Annotated in this window: 16 protein-coding genes; 7 read left to right on the top strand and 9 right to left on the bottom strand. The window is 45.7% G+C overall.

Annotated elements, in window-relative coordinates; genetic code table 11:
* The first annotated feature begins 33 nt into the window (after window positions 1-33).
* From OCV12_RS04470 to OCV12_RS04460, 3 genes are all read left to right on the top strand, one after another.
* On the top strand, window positions 34-624 hold the full coding sequence (locus OCV12_RS04470; RefSeq protein WP_210473111.1) for a TetR/AcrR family transcriptional regulator: 591 nt from the start codon (window positions 34-36) through the stop codon (window positions 622-624).
* A 17-nt stretch (window positions 625-641) separates the two neighbouring features.
* On the top strand, window positions 642-2,516 hold the full coding sequence (locus OCV12_RS04465; protein WP_261885441.1) for an MFS transporter: 1,875 nt from the start codon (window positions 642-644) through the stop codon (window positions 2,514-2,516).
* 157 nt (window positions 2,517-2,673) lie between these two features.
* On the top strand, window positions 2,674-3,594 hold the full coding sequence (locus OCV12_RS04460; protein WP_239847151.1) for a YeiH family protein: 921 nt from the start codon (window positions 2,674-2,676) through the stop codon (window positions 3,592-3,594).
* Between the two features lie 106 nt (window positions 3,595-3,700).
* Here OCV12_RS04460 and OCV12_RS04455 read toward each other — a convergent pair whose 3' ends face one another.
* Entirely contained in the window at window positions 3,701-3,865 is a 165-nt protein-coding gene (locus OCV12_RS04455) for a hypothetical protein (RefSeq protein WP_202603630.1), read from the bottom strand.
* Between the two features lie 106 nt (window positions 3,866-3,971).
* Entirely contained in the window at window positions 3,972-4,850 is an 879-nt protein-coding gene (locus OCV12_RS04450) for a LysR substrate-binding domain-containing protein (protein WP_261885440.1), read from the bottom strand.
* Between the two features lie 194 nt (window positions 4,851-5,044).
* On the opposite strand from OCV12_RS04450, the gene nagE reads away from it, so the two are divergent.
* Window positions 5,045-6,490 carry an N-acetylglucosamine-specific PTS transporter subunit IIBC gene (nagE, locus tag OCV12_RS04445; protein WP_261885926.1) on the top strand — a complete coding sequence of 482 codons (1,446 nt, stop codon included), beginning with the start codon at window positions 5,045-5,047 and terminating at the stop codon, window positions 6,488-6,490.
* 110 nt (window positions 6,491-6,600) lie between these two features.
* On the opposite strand, the gene menE is transcribed toward nagE, so the two are convergent.
* The 6 genes from menE to OCV12_RS04415 form a co-directional block, all read right to left on the bottom strand.
* Window positions 6,601-8,031, bottom strand: a complete 1,431-nt coding sequence (menE, locus tag OCV12_RS04440; protein WP_261885439.1) for an o-succinylbenzoate--CoA ligase — start codon at window positions 8,029-8,031, stop codon at window positions 6,601-6,603.
* A 51-nt stretch (window positions 8,032-8,082) separates the two neighbouring features.
* Window positions 8,083-9,090 (bottom strand): o-succinylbenzoate synthase, encoded by a 1,008-nt coding sequence (menC, locus tag OCV12_RS04435; protein WP_261885438.1) that lies wholly within the window; start codon window positions 9,088-9,090, stop codon window positions 8,083-8,085.
* A 75-nt stretch (window positions 9,091-9,165) separates the two neighbouring features.
* The gene (gene menB, locus OCV12_RS04430) at window positions 9,166-10,032 is read right to left on the bottom strand and encodes a 1,4-dihydroxy-2-naphthoyl-CoA synthase (protein ID WP_261885437.1); all 867 of its coding nucleotides are present in this window, start codon (window positions 10,030-10,032) and stop codon (window positions 9,166-9,168) included.
* A 102-nt stretch (window positions 10,033-10,134) separates the two neighbouring features.
* A complete protein-coding gene (gene menH / locus OCV12_RS04425) occupies window positions 10,135-10,935 on the bottom strand; it encodes a 2-succinyl-6-hydroxy-2,4-cyclohexadiene-1-carboxylate synthase (protein ID WP_176681762.1) in 801 nt (266 codons plus the stop codon).
* A 9-nt stretch (window positions 10,936-10,944) separates the two neighbouring features.
* Window positions 10,945-12,669, bottom strand: coding sequence for a 2-succinyl-5-enolpyruvyl-6-hydroxy-3-cyclohexene-1-carboxylic-acid synthase (gene menD, locus OCV12_RS04420; RefSeq protein WP_261885436.1), 1,725 nt, complete (start codon window positions 12,667-12,669; stop codon window positions 10,945-10,947).
* Window positions 12,666-13,973: an isochorismate synthase gene (locus OCV12_RS04415; RefSeq protein ID WP_261885435.1), complete on the bottom strand. Its 1,308-nt coding sequence runs from the start codon at window positions 13,971-13,973 to the stop codon at window positions 12,666-12,668. Before OCV12_RS04415 ends, menD begins: the two co-directional genes overlap by 4 nt.
* Before the next feature lie 296 nt (window positions 13,974-14,269).
* Between OCV12_RS04415 and OCV12_RS04410 the strand changes: the two genes are divergently transcribed.
* From OCV12_RS04410 to OCV12_RS04400, 3 genes are all read left to right on the top strand, one after another.
* Window positions 14,270-15,505, top strand: coding sequence for a pyridoxal phosphate-dependent aminotransferase (locus OCV12_RS04410; protein WP_107899290.1), 1,236 nt, complete (start codon window positions 14,270-14,272; stop codon window positions 15,503-15,505).
* Window positions 15,506-15,673: 168 nt separating this feature from the next.
* A complete protein-coding gene (yfbR, locus tag OCV12_RS04405) occupies window positions 15,674-16,258 on the top strand; it encodes a 5'-deoxynucleotidase (RefSeq protein WP_261885434.1) in 585 nt (194 codons plus the stop codon).
* Window positions 16,259-16,313: 55 nt separating this feature from the next.
* Complete coding sequence (locus OCV12_RS04400; protein WP_261885433.1) at window positions 16,314-17,657, top strand: anti-phage deoxyguanosine triphosphatase; 1,344 nt, start codon at window positions 16,314-16,316, stop codon at window positions 17,655-17,657.
* Between the two features lie 26 nt (window positions 17,658-17,683).
* Here OCV12_RS04400 and OCV12_RS04395 read toward each other — a convergent pair whose 3' ends face one another.
* A complete protein-coding gene (locus OCV12_RS04395; RefSeq protein WP_261885432.1) occupies window positions 17,684-18,283 on the bottom strand; it encodes a tRNA-uridine aminocarboxypropyltransferase in 600 nt (199 codons plus the stop codon).
* Window positions 18,284-18,290 lie beyond the last annotated feature (7 nt).

Below are 18,290 nucleotides of genomic sequence, written 5' to 3'. Positions count from 1 at the left end.
TATTGAACGATGTTCATTTACTAGAAACTAATCATGGCACGCAGAAACGATCACACTCGAGAACAATTAGTTCAGCTGACTTTAAAGACAGTGACAGACTTTTTAGACCAGCACTCTTATCACGAGTTAAGTCTACGTAAAATTGCCAATATGATTGGTTACGTTCCTAGTACATTGGTGAATGTATTCGGCAACTACAACCTACTGCTTTTGCACGTTGTTGCTCAAACATTAGATGAACTGGCGTCTGAATCAGCGGCCGCAGTTGAACAATCGAGCAATCCTCAGCAAGCTCTATTCAACCTTGCTTACTGCTACCATGACTTCGCACAAAAACACCCTCACCGTTGGCAGCTTATTTTCGAGCACAACATGAACGGTGAAAACCTTCCTGAATGGCAATCGAACCGTATCGATAAAATGACCGGTATGCTTGAGCAGCTTCTAGTCGCGATTGCTCCTGAACATACAGAAAGTGAAGTCGTTAAAGCCAGCCGTGTATTATGGTCTGGAGTACATGGAATTACTCTACTTAGCGTTGATGATAAGTTTTTTGCTTCTGAGCCTATCGATGGTAAAGAACTGATCAATAACCTAGTCTCAAACTACCTAACCAACTGGTAAGCATCCAAGGAAAGAGAATGAACAACAGCAGCCAATCTTCGCTGTTAACGCAAAAAAGGTTCCTACCCTACTTTATCACCCAATTTCTGGGAGCCTTTAATGACAACATATTCAAAAATGTTCTGTTACTGTTTGTTGCTTTCGCCAGCGTAGACACGCTGCCTATCTCCAGTAATTTATTCATAAACTTGGCTGCAGGCCTGTTTATTCTGCCCTTCTTCCTATTTTCTGCATTAGCCGGTGTACTGGCTGATAAATACGAAAAATCTTGGTTTATCCGAAAAGTTAAGCTCCTGGAAGTGGTGATTATGTCACTGGGTGCGATCGGATTTATCTATGAAAGCTACGGAATATTGCTACTACTGCTGTTTCTGATGGGGACACAAAGTGCCTTCTTTGGCCCAGTAAAATACGCCCTACTTCCACAGCAACTAAAGACAAAAGAGCTCGTTTCTGGCAATGCTCTGGTTGAGACAGGTACATTCCTAGCGATTCTGATTGGTACTCTTGGTGCTGGCATTATTGCTTCAGAAGAAGGCGCTAAGCTTATTGCTGCGGTGTGCATCGTGTCATTCGCCGTTCTTGGTTACGTATCAAGCTGCTTTATTCCTGAAGCGCCAAGTAACGCCCCTGATTTGAAAGTGAAGTGGCAGCCAGTAAAGCTGACCCGAGCAACACTTGCGATTGCCAAAAAAGACCGCCCAACCTTCCAAGCGCTGATGTCTATCAGCTGGTTCTGGTTCCTTGGCGCGGCTTATCTCACTCAATTCCCAAATTTCACTAAGCTGCACCTAAATGGCACTGAAAGTTCGGTCGCCTTTTTATTGGCACTTTTCTCGGTAGGCATTGCCATCGGTTCTTTAGCGTGTGACAAGTTATCCAATCACCGAATTGAAATCGGCATCGTGCCAATGGGCAGCTTGGGGATTTCAGTATTTGGCCTATTGATGGCGATATCGATTCCTGAGTCGTTGCCTGATTTCGGCTCATTCCACCAATTCGTCACCCACTCCGAACTTTGGCCACTGTTTGCTTACTTGTTACTGCTTGGGATATCTGGCGGTATCTTTATTGTCCCTCTGTACTCCTTGATGCAGTTACGAGCAAAGCCAGATGAGCGAGCGCAAGTGATTGCCGGTCTCAATATTTACAACTCACTGTTCATGGTGGGAAGTGCTGTACTCGGCATCGTTTGCCTGAGTGTGCTTGATCTTTCCATTCCACAGCTGTTTGTGTTGCTGGCGGCAGGTAACACTTTGGTGATGCTGTACCTGTTTTATCAGGTGCCTATCTATGCGTTCCGCTTTTTCACTTGGGTGGTGACTCACACCATGTATCGTGTAAAGCATAAGAACCTACATCACTTGCCCGAGAAAGGCGGCGCACTAATCGTCTGCAATCATGTGAGTTATATGGATGCACTGCTGCTGAGTGCGGTTTGTCCACGTTTGATTCGCTTTGTGATGGAAGAGGATTACACCAAGTTACCGCCGATTCGACGCTTCTTGAAAAGAGCTGGGGTTATTCCAATCTCCGCGACCAATCGCGGCTCTATTCGTAACGCTTTCAAAGAAGTGGAACAAGCGCTTCATGAAGGTCACATCGTGTGTATCTTCCCTGAAGGTAAACTCACCTCTGATGGTGAAGTAGCAGAGTTCATGCGTGGCATGGAGCTGATTATTAGACGCTCTCCTGTCCCAGTGATTCCAATGGCACTCAAAGGCCTTTGGGGCAGTTACTTTAGCCGCTTCAAAGGGCGAGCATGCAAAGGGCTACCAAGCCGTTTCTGGACTAAGTTAGAGATTGAAGCTGGCAAGCCCATCTCACCGAAGGAAGCGACGTGCGAGACACTTCGTCAATCGGTTGCTGAGCTCCGTGGATCGCTACGATAACTCGATGAACTCACGCTTTATTACGCCAAATTCATAGCCATGAACAAGCGTTCAGTTTTTCTTAACGTTTGTTCAATTCATTTAGACTTACTTATCATTAAGTTAAGCGTATAGTCTTCGCTATGCTGCCATAACCAGAAATGACAAAAACAATATAATGAAAATGAATAAGTCCATTCCGTTTTATCTTGCTGCTCTATTTTGCTTAACCCCATGGGTAAGCTCCCCTACAGCACTGGTTATCGGCTTTCTTCTTGCGAGCTTAGGCTTAGTGCCTGAGAATGTAGAAGTTGGCAAACTGACTAAAAAGCTTCTGGCCTACTCGATTGTCGGCTTAGGTTTTGGTATTCAATTCGAGAAAGCGCTAGCAGTAACAGGTGACGGTATCGGTTTGATTATCACTACCATCATCGGCACGCTAGTTATCGGTTGGTTCTTAGCGAAACGCATGGGACTAGATCGCACCACGGGCTATCTTATCTCTTCTGGCACCGCTATTTGTGGTGGTAGCGCTATCGCAGCAGTAGCGCCAGCCATCAAAGCAGAAGATGAGCAGATTGGCTTGGCGTTGGCTACCGTCTTCGTGCTGAACTCAGTGGCGCTGTTTCTATTTCCAATGATTGGCCATGCGCTTGAATTAAGCCAACAGACGTTCGGTACTTGGGCAGCAATCGCGATTCATGATACCTCTTCGGTTGTGGGTGCAGCATCAGCTTATGGTGAGGAAGCACTGACTACCGCGACAACACTTAAGCTAGCGCGTGCACTTTGGATCATCCCAATTGCTTTGGTCAGCGCAATGATCTTCAAGAGCGATCAAAAGAAGATTACTGTTCCCTACTTCATTTTCTTCTATTGTGCGGCTATCGCTGTTAGTGACTTATTGCCACAGTTTGAGATGGTGTATCAGGGGATCTTTGATGTGTCTAAGCGTGCGTTGGTTGTGTGTCTGTTCTTGATTGGCTGCGGCATCTCAGTAGAGAAACTGAAAGCAGCTGGGCCAAAGCCATTGATGTTTGGTATTTCGATGTGGGTGATGATTTCTACAGGTTCGTTAGCTTGGTTAACTCTCGCTTAATCTACCTAAAACTTAGCCGCTCGTAAAAATAACGAACAACAAAACAAAAAGGCAAAGCTCGTATGGGCTTTGCCTTTATCGTTTGTCATCTATATTGACCAAACTACTAATCAAACAGGGGCTTATCACTCTTCTTACTCTCTCTTTTCATCAAAACTAATACCACAACTAATACAAACGCGGTGAGCTCAGCTAACGAGCGTGTCAGCCCTGACGATGTTATCGCTTGGCCTATCTGCAGTAATACCGCAATGATGAGCGCAATTTTCATAATAAGACCTTATTCTATAATCCGTTATTTATATGGCTTATTATGATGGATGGTTATAAAGATAATAAATTCTGTTTTGAACTATCTAATTGCTAAATTAACTAACCTAGTTCAACTGCCCCTCTAACCACTTAATAAAGGTTCTGACTTTAGGTCGCTTTTCAGTGCCTAGCGGACAAATTAAGTCATACCCTTTGTCTGTCTCCATGCTCGGATAAGGCGTGATCAGCTCGCCTGTCTCTATGTATTGTTTAACAAAGTGATAGCGTCCCATCGCGACACCGATGTTGTACAGAGCGCTCTTCACACCCATATCTCGATGGCTCACACAGTAAAACTGTTCGAACAGGTTCACATCCAAATTATTGTGCTTAATCCAACGTTGCCACACGTCGGAACCTAATGCATGAATGAAGTTAATCCTATGGAGCGAATCCAAACCATCATCAAAGATCTTGTGTTCCGCGGCATAACTCGGCGTACAGACCGGAATGTACTTTTCACCAAACAGGCGTTGTCGGTGCATGTCTTTGAGGTCTTCCGCGCCGTAATAGATAGCAACATCAAGGTGATTCTGATGAAAGTCCTGCTCCTCTTGCGAGAAGATATTGAGGTTAAATTTAGGATATCTCTGCTTAAAATCAGCGAGCCTTGGTAGTAACCAACTATTGGCAAATGCTGGACTAGTGCCGATATTGATCTGCCCATAGAGATCGGTGTTGGTAATGTCTTCAATCTCACCAAAAATCGAGCTCAACGACTTAGACAAGGTTCTTTGGAAGCGCTGACCTTCTTCCGTTAACTCCAGTTTGCGAGTGCCTCGAACAAACAAGTTAAACCCAAGCTCACCTTCTAACACCTTGATTCGATGACTCACCGCCCCTTGCGTCAGATGGAGCTTTTTCGCAGCCAGCGTGAAGCTCATTTTCTCTGCGGCGACATTGAAGGTATGAAGATTTCTAAGTAAAGACTGATGGTTGGCCATAAGCATTCATGCATTAAAAATTTTAATTCATACTACTACCCGTTTCGTTTGTTTGCATTAAGAAATAAGTTTCTAATAGCCGCTGTTACTTAAAATACTGCATTGATCAATATTTGGTTCCAAGTCTTGATGTGCGGGAACATTAAAAAAATTAATTTAAAAATTTAGGGGCACGTATGAATATACTCGGGTATATGCAAAAAGTAGGTAAGGCATTGATGGTTCCAGTCGCCACACTGCCAGCTGCGGCAATCCTTATGGGGATAGGCTACTGGTTGGATCCTGTTGGGTGGGGTTCAGAAAATATCCTAGCCGCATTCTTGATCAAATCTGGTGGTGCGATCATCGACAACATGGCGGTTCTATTCGCAGTAGGTGTCGCATTTGGCTTGAGCCGAGACAAGAACGGTTCTGCTGCGCTATCTGGTTTTGTGATGTTCCTTGTTGTGACCACACTACTTGCACCGGGCTCTGTGGCTCAGCTAATCGATGTCGAGTTAAATCAAGTACCCGCCGCTTTTGACAAAATCAGCAACCAATTTGTGGGTATCATTGTTGGTATCATCTCGGCTGAAATCTACAATCGCTACTCGACCGTTGAGCTGCCTCAAGCTCTCGCATTCTTTAGTGGCAAGCGCTTAGTGCCTATCCTGACGTCGATTGCAGGCATGGCGCTTTCATTTGCTCTTCTTTACATCTGGCCTGCTGTTTACGATGCGCTTATCGTTCTGGGTATCAAGCTAGAGAGTATGGGTGCTGTTGGTGCAGGTCTGTTTGGTTTCTTCAACCGCTTGTTCCTATCCGTAGGTATGCACCACGCGCTTTACCCTGTGTTCTGGTTCGACGTTGTCGGCATCAACGACATTCCAAACTTCCTAGGTGGTGCTCAATCTATTGCTAACGGTACTGGTATTCCTGGTAAAACAGGCATGTATCAAGCGGGCTTCTTCCCAATCATGATGTTCGGCTTACCAGCGGCAGCATTGGCTATGTACCACTGCTCTGATGCGAAAAACAAAAACCAAGTATTCGCAATCATGCTTGCAGCGGCAATGGCTTCATTCTTCACTGGTATCACAGAGCCGCTAGAGTTCAGCTTTATGTTCCTTGCTCCGGTACTGTTCCTACTGCACGCTGTGTTAACGGGTCTATCACTTTACATCGCGGCAAGTATGGAGTGGATGGCAGGCTTCGGATTCTCAGCAGGTTTTGTTGACTTAGTATTGTCTAGCCAAAACCCACTCGCGGTAAACTGGTACATGCTATTGGTACAAGGTGTGGTGTTCTTCGCGCTTTACTACGGCATCTTCCGCTTCGCTATCATCAAGTTCAACCTACGTACTCCAGGTCGTGGTGAAGAGATGGAAGCAGAAGGCGAGACTGCATCTCCTGAAGCTCTGATTAACCTAACCAACAACTACATTGAAGCGATTGGCGGTGCTGACAATATCCTTGAAGTCGACAACTGCATTACTCGCCTACGTCTAACGGTAAAAGACTCATCTATCGCTGACAGTGACAAACTGAAAAAGCTAGGTGCTGCCGGCGTGGTTCCAGTAGGTAAAGGTGGACTACAAGTTATCATTGGCCTAGGAAAAGTGGATAAAGTCGCAGAACAAATGAAGAAGGCTCTCGCTTAACACGGCACCTTTGATGACAAAATAGAACAGTAAGAATTTGTGATGGCTTCACCACCATCACAACCCCCTGAAGCGCAATTACGACTAGTCACCGTGTATTGCGCTTCGTTTTATTTGGAGCGAACCTCTTGTAACCACAGAGCTAATCCCGCTCTCGATACCTTGATACCCTGTTGTTCTTGCTCTGGCATGCGGTAGTATTCAATTGGAAACTTAAAACGCTCTAGGCTTCCTTGTAGCTGTTCTGCGAACCATTCTTTGTTTGGCACTTCATCACAATCCACAATGGCAACTGGCCTAAAACCAAATTCACTGTCTTCAACGGGTACGATAAAGGCTTGCTTAACTTCGGGCAGCTGATTGAGGGCACGCTCAATTTCTTCACAGTGAATGTTCTCACCTCCAGAAATAAACTGATTGTCGGCTCTGCCAATAATCGACACTTGCTCACCAACCCACAAGCCAAGATCTTTGCTATCAAACCAACCGTGCTCGTCCACCAATGGCGTTAATTGGCCTTGATAGTAGTAACCGGAAGCGAGGGTGTCACCTCCAATATAGATACGTTGGTTTTCAATTTTTAATTGACGATGATTAAGCACGACACCAGCAGTGCTGCTTGCCTCAACAGGTTTTGCAGTCACCGTTGAGGCTGCTTCTGTCATACCGTAGCCAAGCCAAGTCTCAATTCCCATTTGCTGAGCTTCAAGACCAAGCGCTTCTGGAATATGGCTTCCACCCAACAACACATGGGTCAAAGTAAGTGCTTGCTTACCCTTTAATAATCTGTGCAGCTGAGTAGCGACTAACGAGGCATGACTGCAACCTTCAATGTCTGATTCAAGCTTACCAGAGCCTATTTTAATACAGCCACCAGCAGCTAACCAACGATGGACAATCGCCAATCCTGACACATGGTACATAGGCAAGCTAAGTAACCAAGTATCGTTACCTTGAAATTGGAATACATCCAATAATCCAACGGCAGAGCAAAGGTGTTGCTCAAATGTATGAGCCACTGATTTTGGGTTTCCAGTAGAGCCGGAAGTAAATACGATGCTTGCGAGATTGTGAGGATTAAAACTAGAAGAATCTAAAGGAGCGACTAGCTGTTCATCGACATCCAGTTCATTCAAACAAGGTAAGGTAAGTAACTGAGTGTTTGGTTCAGCAACGTCTGATTGATTTAAACTACCGCCCTCTAACAACCATAGATAACGTCTATCCGATGGACTATACAGCGATTCAAGCTTTTGCATTAATCGAGCTACAGGCTGAGGCATAGTGAACGCACAAAGCACACCCAAATTAAGCGCCGCAAGATAAACGGGGATCACTTCAGCTTGGTTCTTACCAACAATGGACAACACATCGCCTTCAGAGAGACCTTGTTCGGATAACTGTTGTTGGTAACTACTCACTAATGCTGAAACTTGCAGCCAAGTATAAGTCCAGTTGGGAGTCACTAACGCTGTTTGATGTGGGTTCTGCTGCGCCCACTGTACCCAGAGCGGGTGATGATTAGATTGTGGGCGCATCATAAGATAACCAAGTTATAGATTGAAACTGACTAAGCCAACCGAACAATAAGCCTAAGAAGACCAAATCAGTTGCTGCTGCTCAAGAGTCGCAACGGGAAGTTGGCAACCCGGCCATGACACTTCTAGCTGTTGTTGATACAAGCCAATTGTATCAAGCCCCGGCACTTCATTAGGTAAGTATTGCTGTGCTAATCGTGCAATCTGAGTTAAGCCAAGGCTCGACTCAATGCTTGAGCTTAATACTGGTTTAATCCCAAGTTGTTGTGCACGCTCAATGATTGCCACACAACGCTCTACCGAGCCAATCAAGGTTGGTTTAATCACGACCGCTTTAACACCAGTCAGATCGCTGAGATCAAACTCAGGGCTTCTTACCGCTTCTTGCAAGGTTTCATCCCACGCAATTGCAACGCCGTGGTCGATGGCAAATGCCAAGCTGTCTTCTGGCTTTTGGCAAGGCTCTTCAATAAAGCTAATACGCTGACGCAGAGATGGCGAGATGTACTTGATGAACTGCTTCGCTTTTTCAGGTTTCCACACGCGGTTAGCATCAAGTCTTAACGTTAAATCAGGAATCGATTCAAGGAATAAGCTCACCAGCATGCCATCACGGATCGCTTCATAAAGACCAACTTTTACCTTAGCGACCTTCTCACCTTCCATCTCATTAAGCACAGGAATAAGTTCATCAGGGTCACCGGTACATAAAGGTGCAGCTTGATAGTTACCTTCCGCGTTGAGTTCGCCTTTAAGCTCCATCAATGCCATCGAAAAGCCAAACGCAACTGACGGATATAACTCATCGAATGAGGTGTGAGGCTTATTGTGACTCCAAAGCTCTAGCTCGTTTTGCAACTGAATACCGGCTTGCTCAGCATCTTCTTGGCTAAAGCCCGGCAGAGGCGCAACTTCACCAAAACCAGTTTTACCATCACACTCAAGCTGGATGATGTAACCAACGCGCTCGTTCAGCTTATTGTTACGCAGCACCACACCGCTATCCATAGGTAATTGATAACGATACAGTTTAGCGTGACGCTGGGAATTCATTGAATTCATAATGGTTTCCTAAAAAACGGGAACATCAAAACAAAACGAGCCGCTATTTAGCGACTCATTTTGAAGAGGGTAAAGCTATGGGTTACGCGGGAATTTGTCGAAATCAGGTCGACGTTTCTCGTTAAACGCATTGCGGCCTTCTTGGCCTTCCTCTGTCATGTAAAACATCATAGTTGCGTTACCTGCTAGCTCTTGCAGACCCGCTTGACCATCACAGTCAGCATTAAGAGCGGCTTTCAAGCAACGTAGAGCCATTGGGCTATGTTGAAGTACTTCACGACACCAACGAACGGTTTCTTTTTCTAGGTCAGCGACAGGAACAACCGTGTTTACAAGGCCCATGTCCAATGCTTCATGAGCATCGTAGAAACGACATAAGAACCAGATTTCACGCGCTTTCTTCTGACCAACAATACGAGCCATGTAAGAAGCACCCCAACCGCCGTCGAACGACCCTACTTTAGGACCAGTCTGACCGAATTGTGCGTTTTCAGCGGCAATAGTAAGGTCTGCCATCATATGAAGAACATGACCACCACCTACAGCCCAGCCAGATACCGCTGCGATAACTGGTTTTGGACAAGTACGAATTTGACGTTGGAAATCCAGCACGTTCAAGTGGTGTGTACCTGAATCATCTTGGTAGCCGCCGTAGTCACCACGGATACTTTGGTCACCACCAGAACAGAACGCCTTTTCACCAAGACCCGTCAAAATGATTACGCCAACTTTCTCGTCATAACGAGCATCAGCCAATGCATTGATCATCTCTTTTACGGTTTGTGGACGGAACGCATTGTGTAATTGAGGACGAGCAATCGTGATTTTCGCAATACCGTCGTCAGACTTGTGGTACTGAATATCTTCAAATTGACTGCTTTCATCGCGCCAGTTAACGGCTGCGTAAAGTTCTTCTTCGGTGATGCCTACTGTTTTAGCCATGGTGATTCCCATTGTTCTATTAGAGACCACGACTAACGAATAGTCGTGACGGTGTTGCTCTGCTTTTGATAGTGCTTGATACGAGAGAACCGCTCAGTCAGTTTAGCGACGACTGGCGATACATTGAATAATCAGATTTGAAAACAACTCTGGTTGCTCGAAATGAACATTATGACCAGCGTAATCAACCTGACTATATTCAAAGCCACTATTCTCAGCTAGCTCCATGAATTTACGATCTTTTTCACCACACACATAATGCAATTGATGCTCATGAGATTTCAATGTGGCACGTAAATCCGGTTGCTTAGCTAACGAAGTAGATAACAACATATTTGCTACGGATACTCCAAGGTTACCACTACGCTTTATGACCAAAGTTTGTCTTTGCTCATGATTTAGTGAAGAAAAGACGCTTTGTTGATACCAATCGTCTAAAACATCTTCAATCGACTGCTGCGCGAAGCGAACGGCCCATTGCGTATCATGTACTAACCTTTGTGCTCTTTCTTCATCACACTCCAAGCCAAAGTTGCCACCTTCGATGATGACTTTCTCTAGGTTAAGAGTTTCGAAGCAAGGGCTTGTTACCCCATACATGGCAAGCCTTCCGCCCATCGAATAGCCAATCACTACGATAGGATAATCGGCAGGAAGATCATTCGCTGCCAGTTGATAAGTGATGCACTGAACTATTTTGGTACAGCAATGATCAAAGCCTACAGGGTCGATAAAGCGGCTTTGTCCGTGTCCGGGCAAATCTATGCAAAGACGAGGAAAATCCTCGAGGAAGGGGTGACATGCACTCCAATCATCCCCGCTTCCGAGTAAACCATGTAAAAAAACAAGCAAAGGTTTGTCAGAAGATTCTTGTACTGCTGGGTAATAATTGGAGTAAAGCATGTAAAGTCCTTAGGCTAATGCCTCAGTGAGCATTGAGCTGAATTGCTTCAGCAAAGTAGACGCTTGTTCGGGAGGCGTCTTAACTTCTACGAGCAAGGTACCCTGACCTTGTTCGAAATGTTGTTCGATAAGCGTTTGATAGCAATTCAAGGTTTCTGGCGCTGCATAACCAAGCTGGAATTGCGCAGCAGCATGTTCAAAATTGAAACCGTGAGGCATCTGATATAGAGATTGTTTTTGTTGCTCAGGAACTGGCAACAAATCAAAGATTGCCCCGCCATCGTTATTGGTGACCACAATAACCATTGGCGTTGTGTTATGAGTGAGCAACGCCAGTGAATTGAGGTCATACAACAAAGAGGTGTCGCCAATCAGCATCATCAAAGGGTTTTGGTTGGCTTTTATCACGCCCGCAGCCGTCGCAACCAAGCCATCAATGCCCGATGCACCACGGTTGCTGTAAACTTGAGTCGTAGATATTGATGACAACATATCCACCAGCCTTACCATCAAGCTATTTCCCACAAACAGCTCTCTGCCCTTAAGTCTAGACGACAAGTCAACGGCCACGCTCAACTCTGTCAGTTGGTCGTTATTAGAGATTTGCGCCAACGCTAACTGCTGAACCGTATTCGCTACTTCCACTAAAGGCGTCGCCCAATCAGAATGTTCACCCAACAAGCTTGGTAAATGCTGCTCTGATAGCCATTGTTCGATGTTTGCAACGATATGAGTTTGAGGCAGATGGTCTTGATTAATACGGTGAGAATCTGGTGAAACCACAACGTATTGCAATGAGTGAAACAGAGCGGCTTGCGCCTTTATCCATTGGTTAAGACGCTTAGAAACGATACGCTCGCCAAACTGAAGAATAAAATCACACTGGCTAAGCTGCGCTTTGGCTACGTCACTTTGCATCCATAAATCATAGTGTTGCCAATCACTGTTTACACCCGATTGAGGGTCACAAAAGATAGGCCAGCCCAGAGCAGAAGCAAACTGCTTGGCTTTGGTTGCGGCTTCGTTATCGATAGAGCCAATAACCACCGCACCTTTTCGTGCGACATAATCACTCGGCACAACCGGTTGCACATTCAAATGATTAGCTAAATAAGTATTGGAATAAAGGCTTGCTGAGTCTCTCCACCCTGCCACACTCTTGGTGTAATCCGCATATATCTCAGCGCTGTTGGCTGAATAAAGTGGCTCTGGGAACGGACAGTTGATGTGAATGGCTCCGCCAACACTGCGTTGTTTCGCGAGTGCGTTATCAACTGATGTCAAAAGCCAGTTCAATGAAACTTGTGTGGTTGGGCTTGGGAGGTTGAGCGCCGTTTCAACATGGGAAGAAAAGATACCCTGCTGCTGAATCGCTTGGTTAGCACCACAGTCGACTAAATCGATAGGTCGATCTGAGGTCAACAAGATCAGCTTCTCTCTTGTTAATCCAGACTCAGCGGTCGCAGGCAGAAGGTTAGCCACCGCAGTTCCTGAGGTCACAATCACTGCAACTGGCTTGTTGCTCGCCTTCGCTAAACCTAAAGCTAGAAACCCAAGACCACGCTCATCAAAGTGTGTGTGTAAAGTGAGCTTAGAGTTAGCTTCGGCTTCGAGTGTTAATGGTGTTGAGCGAGAGCCCGGTGCGATACAAACATGTTCAACACCGCTGCGTGCAAGCTCTTCAAGTAATGTGTTACACCAAACTCTGTTTAATACAGCTTGGTCGTGATTCATGATGCCACACCCAATGGTGGGTGATCTGAAATTAGGCTCAATAGGGTCGACATTTTTTTGTTCAATTCTTGCCACTCATGTTCGGCAACCGATCCTGGCACGATCCCCGCGCCCGCAAACAGTTGTACTTGATCGTTTACAACCAATGCACTTCGAATTGCCACACAGAACTCCGCACGTTGATGGCTAATATATCCTACTGAACCTGCATACCACCCTCTCGCAAACGGTTCGTGTTCCAGAATGAAGTCCATTGCTTCTTTACGTGGTAAGCCGGCAACGGCTGCGGTTGGTTGCAAAGCAGCAAGCAACTGGACACCGTTAACACCGTTATTAAGCTGTGCGTGAATATTACGCTTGAGATGCTGCACCTTACGCAGACGCACTAGACGCGCTTCTTTCTCTACGTGTACCGATTGGGAATGAGGAGTCAGACGCTCAATGATGTCGTCAACCACATATTGATTCTCATTGAGGTTTTTAGTGTCTTGTGAAAGCCAGTTCGCTAGCTCCATGTCTTCGGTAGCGTTTTCTCCGCGACCGATGGTACCCGCAAGTGCTTCGGTGTCGAGCTCAGTGCCATGACGGCTATATAAGCGCTCTGGCGTCGAGCCAATAAAGCTGTGTTTAGAATCCAACACCAACATGAAATGGAAGCTGTGGTGGTTTTGCAGATAGCTCGCTTTTAAGAGTTGAGCTGCACAAATAGGCGCATCAAGCTGGAGCGTGGTTTTACGCGCTAAAACGACTTTCTTGTATTCTTTGTCGCTAATACCTTTTAGAACTTTCTCAACCAAACCGCCCCACTGTTCTCTTTCTGGAACGTGGTTTATTTCTTCTATATGGGCAGATAACGGCGCTAATATCGCCGCTTCAACAGAAAGCTTATTTAAGGCATTAATAGAAGCAACGCGATCAGGAGACAAATTAACGGCCAGCGACCAAGTATTGTCAAAGCGGATTAGTTCAACCTGAGGAAGGAAGAAAAACGATTCCATGCAGCGACGATTCTTTGCGGTGTGCCCGTCAAATGAACGTCCACCCCAGATGCGTTGGTCTTCACCTAAAATCGCATATGCGGGTGCTGGATCTGAAAATGTATGTAACTGCCCGAGCGCAACAACCTCTTCACGAGTGTCGCGTGACTGCCAGTAGAACTTAGGAAAGAGCGGTTGAGCATGAAGCCATTCAATAAATGCAAACGATGGTTTTTGCGTTAGAACTTCAACACAACGAACTTCGCTTGCTTGGGCATTTTGTACTCGCTCAATCAAAGCGGAGATAGTTTGCTGGAAATGTGACAAATCGACCTCGTTCACATCTAAATTATTATTATATTAGTTTGATACTTTAAGGAGAGCACCCACTTAGATCAAGAATGTACTGTATCTTTTCAACATTCCTGTGATTTTAAGCGATCCTACCCCTTTATTCATCTTAGCCAATAACCAAGAAAGCGATTAATTAAAATTTAGAAAACAGTGACAACAAAAAGACCAAACGTGACACTGAAATGCGACATTCATCAGATTTTTATTCTATCAAACGCCATTTTGCGGTACTTTAATAAAGTATTTAAATTAATTTCAGGAAATCGGCAATGCAAAATATCGGGATGTCGTCAAAACTCAACAGCGTATGCTACGAAATCAGGGGGCCTGTACTCAAACATGCTAAGCGCATGGAAGAAGAAGGGCATAAAATACTAAAGCTTAATATTGGTAACCCCGCCCCATTTGGTTTTGACGCCCCTGATGAAATCCTTGTTGACGTAATCCGTAACCTACCGACATCTCAAGGTTATTGCGACTCAAAAGGTATCTACTCAGCCCGTAAAGCGGTTGTTCAACACTACCAGAAAAAAGGCCTACGTAACCTTGACGTAGAAGACGTTTACATCGGTAACGGTGCGTCTGAGCTTATCGTTATGTCTATGCAGGCGCTACTGGATAATGGTGATGAAATCTTAGTTCCCGCTCCAGACTACCCACTATGGACAGCTTCAGTGGCACTTTCTGGGGGCACTCCGGTTCACTACATGTGTGATGAAGATGCCGATTGGTACCCAGACCTTGATGACATGCGCGCGAAGATCTCTCCAAAGACTCGCGGCATAGTTCTTATCAACCCGAACAACCCAACAGGTGCGGTTTACAGCCGTGACTTCCTACTGCAAGTTGTAGAGATTGCACGTGAACATGGCCTAATCATCTTCGCTGACGAAATCTACGACAAAGTACTTTACGATGGTGCAGTGCATACCTCTGTTGCAACACTTGCTGAAGACGTATTAATGGTCACGTTCAACGGTCTGTCTAAGGCTTACCGTGTATGTGGTTTCCGTGGTGGTTGGATGTTCTTAACGGGGCCTAAACACCTAGCAAAAGGCTATGTCGAAGGGCTAGAGATGCTCGCCTCGATGCGTTTGTGTGCCAACGTACCAATGCAGCACGCCATCCAAACGGCATTAGGCGGCTATCAGAGTATCAATGAGTTGATTCTTCCTGGTGGTCGACTGCTTGAGCAACGTGACCGCGCATGGGAATTGATCAACAAGATTCCTGGCGTTTCTTGTGTGAAACCAAAAGGCGCGATGTACCTGTTCCCTAAGATCGATACCAAGATGTACAACATCAAAGACGATCAGAAATTCGTACTCGACTTCCTGAAACAAGAGAAAGTGTTATTGGTTCAAGGCACGGGCTTCAATTGGCCTAAGCCTGATCACTTCCGTATCGTGACTTTGCCACACATTGAAGATCTTGAAGTGGCGATTGGTCGACTAGAGCGCTTCTTGCAAACTTACAGCCAAGACGATCTTATCGACGCTAAATAAACACTACAAGAGGTGGCTACAATTTGCTGTTTTAAAAGACTTTAACTTGTATTCAATCACTTCTATGCTTAAAAGGCTCCTGTTTAGGAGCCTTTTTTGTATCCGCTGTCTCGTGCAGTTTGTGGCAAACACAAGGTACGAGTGGAGCACTCTCTAGATAGGACACTTATGAAACAGAGCCATTTCTTCGCCCATCTCGCACGCATGAGGCTTATCCAGCGCTGGCCTTTGATGCGCTCAGTCTCAAGCGAAAACATTTCAGAACACAGCCTACAAGTTGCTTTCGTTGCCCACGCCTTAGCACTTATCAAAAACAAGAAATTTGATGGCAAACTCAACCCAGAACACATAGCCCTACTCGGAATGTACCATGACACCAGTGAGGTACTGACTGGTGATTTACCTACTCCGGTTAAATACTACAACCCAGATATCGCCCAAGAGTATAAAAAGATAGAGGCCGCAGCAGAGCAAAGACTGCTTTCAATGCTGCCAGAAGAGTTTCAAGACGACTTCGCGCCCTTCTTAATTTCAGGAACAGCCAGTAAAGAAGAACAAAGCATCGTAAAACAAGCCGATACCATCTGTGCTTACCTCAAGTGTTTGGAGGAGCTCAGTGCGGGCAACCATGAGTACGAGCAAGCCAAGCGCCGACTCGAAGAGACACTCGAACAGCGTAAAAGCCCAGAAATGGACTATTTTCTCACCACATTTGCGCCGAGCTTTGAATTATCACTAGACGAGATAAGCTAGCTGGGTATAAGTTGTTTTTAATTAGCTAAATAAAATCAATTTGATAGGTGCTATTTTGAATTCTCAACTCGAACCACCCTTTGTACTCGAACAAGAATGGCAACATCGAAATGACGATGAACATAAAATAAGACGTGACGATCACCGCAGCCCGTATCAGCGTGACCGCGCGCGCGTGCTTCACTCTGCTGCTTTCCGTCGCCTACAAGCTAAAACCCAGATTCATGGTACCACGGTGAACGACTTTCACCGTACACGCCTCACCCACTCGCTAGAAGCCGCTCAGCTTGGCACCGGTATTGTCGCCCAGCTTAAGAAGAAGCAACCCGAATTCAGAGACCTATTACCTTCAGACAGTTTGATTGATTCTTTGTGTTTGGCGCACGATATTGGTCACCCTCCCTATGGGCATGGTGGTGAAGTGGCGCTGAACTACATGATGCGCGACCACGGCGGCTTTGAGGGTAATGCCCAAACATTTCGTATTGTCACTCAGCTCGAGCCTTACACTGAACATCACGGTATGAACCTGTCTCGACGCACGCTACTCGGGCTAATTAAATACCCTTCGCTGCTCAGCCAAGTCCAAGCGAGATTACAGTCTGAACCTGTAAAACATCAACGTCAGTTAAGAGCAAAAGATTGGATGCCAGCGAAAGGTATCTACGATCATGATGAAGAGCTATTCAATTGGGTGCTTGAGCCGCTCTCAAGCAACGACCAACAGCTTCTCAAACAGAAAAGAAAATCACACACCGAGCCTCTTGAGCACAATAAAACCAAGTACAAGTCACTCGATTGTTCCATTATGGAGTTGGCTGATGACATCGCTTATGGCGTGCATGATCTAGAAGATGCGATTGTGCTTGGTTCAGTGACCAAAGCGCAATGGGTCGAATCTGCTTATCCTCAATTGAAAGAGATGGCTGACCCTTGGATTTGCGAGCACCTAGATTCAATTACGGAAATGCTGTTTTCTGGAGAACAATACCGCCGTAAAGACGCCATTGGCGGAATAGTTAATGCGCTGCTGACCAGCATCTCGATTAAGCGAGTGGATGAAGCTTTTGAGAATGTACTGCTTGCCTACAATGCCGTGCTTGAACCAAGCATGGACGCCACGCTTGATAAGCTGAAACACTTTGTCAGCGAGTTCGTGATTCAGGTGCCACAGGTTCAGGTGATCGAATACAAAGGACAGCAGATCATCATGGATATGTTTGAGGCATTCAGCGCCGACCCTGAACGTCTGTTGCCACTGCCGATCAAAAAGCAATGGCTATTGCATGACGATGAATCGAGAAAGATGCGAGTGATCGCCGATTACATCTCATCAATGACCGATGATCTTGCGCAGAAAATGCATCAGCAACTGTTCTCAGCACATACCGAGTTTTAGCTGCTGACTCATTTGGTTAAAGCAGCTTAATCTAGGTAGTTTTTCTCAAATACACCGGGCGGCATTTGATTGATTTGAAATTGAATCATTTGGTCAAATGCCGTTAGCAGCGGACTGAAATCTCGGTCGCCCTCTAACAAATTCAGCAAGTGATATCCGGCTTCTACCGTCGACAAGCTGTTTTCGCTCGGCGCCTTACGAATTCGATAGTTACCTTTAAGGTCTTTGGGTAGGTGGACGGTTTGTAACGCGTGCAAGTTACTCGACACCTGCCACATCTTAAATGCCTTCTTCCACGTGCCGTCCAATAAAATCACACGCATTTTTTTGCTTGGGCGTGTTGCAGACTCAACAGACACAGAGTGCTCACTTGGGTACAAAATCACGTGTTGGTAATCTTCATCGGCCAGCAGTTCGTTCAGTTTTGTATTATCTGAAAAGTCTTCCCCAACAAGCGTCACGCTGTTTTTTAGAGATAACAAGAGAATACGTGCGGTTCCCATCGGGCGATGCTCTTCTGATGGGTGCTGAAGAATGATAAGCTCAACGTTCGATTCTAGTGGCGTAACCCACTGACAAATACAAGCTTTCAAAGCCTTGCTGCATTGGCGGCAATAACGAGACATGGATTTA

The organism is Vibrio pomeroyi, from assembly GCF_024347595.1.
In the GTDB taxonomy this organism is placed as follows: Bacteria; Pseudomonadota; Gammaproteobacteria; order Enterobacterales; family Vibrionaceae; genus Vibrio; species Vibrio pomeroyi.
Note: the sequence above shows the minus strand (reverse complement) of the source record. Positions and strands in the feature narration are given on the sequence as shown.

Excerpts from the sequence above, each read along its gene's own strand:
- OCV12_RS04450 (WP_261885440.1), bottom strand. The coding sequence starts at position 4,850 with ATGGCCAACCATCAGTCTTTACTTAGAAATCTTCATACCTTCAATGTC.
- OCV12_RS04395 (WP_261885432.1), bottom strand. The coding sequence starts at position 18,283 with ATGTCTCGTTATTGCCGCCAATGCAGCAAGGCTTTGAAAGCTTGTATT.
- OCV12_RS04465 (WP_261885441.1), top strand. The coding sequence starts at position 642 with ATGAACAACAGCAGCCAATCTTCGCTGTTAACGCAAAAAAGGTTCCTA.
- menE (WP_261885439.1), bottom strand. The coding sequence starts at position 8,031 with ATGATGCGCCCACAATCTAATCATCACCCGCTCTGGGTACAGTGGGCG.
- menD (WP_261885436.1), bottom strand. The coding sequence starts at position 12,669 with ATGAATCACGACCAAGCTGTATTAAACAGAGTTTGGTGTAACACATTA.
- OCV12_RS04410 (WP_107899290.1), top strand. The coding sequence starts at position 14,270 with ATGCAAAATATCGGGATGTCGTCAAAACTCAACAGCGTATGCTACGAA.
- menB (WP_261885437.1), bottom strand. The coding sequence starts at position 10,032 with ATGGCTAAAACAGTAGGCATCACCGAAGAAGAACTTTACGCAGCCGTT.
- menC (WP_261885438.1), bottom strand. The coding sequence starts at position 9,090 with ATGAATTCAATGAATTCCCAGCGTCACGCTAAACTGTATCGTTATCAA.
- OCV12_RS04470 (WP_210473111.1), top strand. The coding sequence starts at position 34 with ATGGCACGCAGAAACGATCACACTCGAGAACAATTAGTTCAGCTGACT.
- yfbR (WP_261885434.1), top strand. The coding sequence starts at position 15,674 with ATGAAACAGAGCCATTTCTTCGCCCATCTCGCACGCATGAGGCTTATC.
- nagE (WP_261885926.1), top strand. The coding sequence starts at position 5,045 with ATGCAAAAAGTAGGTAAGGCATTGATGGTTCCAGTCGCCACACTGCCA.
- menH (WP_176681762.1), bottom strand. The coding sequence starts at position 10,935 with ATGCTTTACTCCAATTATTACCCAGCAGTACAAGAATCTTCTGACAAA.
- OCV12_RS04460 (WP_239847151.1), top strand. The coding sequence starts at position 2,674 with ATGAAAATGAATAAGTCCATTCCGTTTTATCTTGCTGCTCTATTTTGC.
- OCV12_RS04455 (WP_202603630.1), bottom strand. The coding sequence starts at position 3,865 with ATGAAAATTGCGCTCATCATTGCGGTATTACTGCAGATAGGCCAAGCG.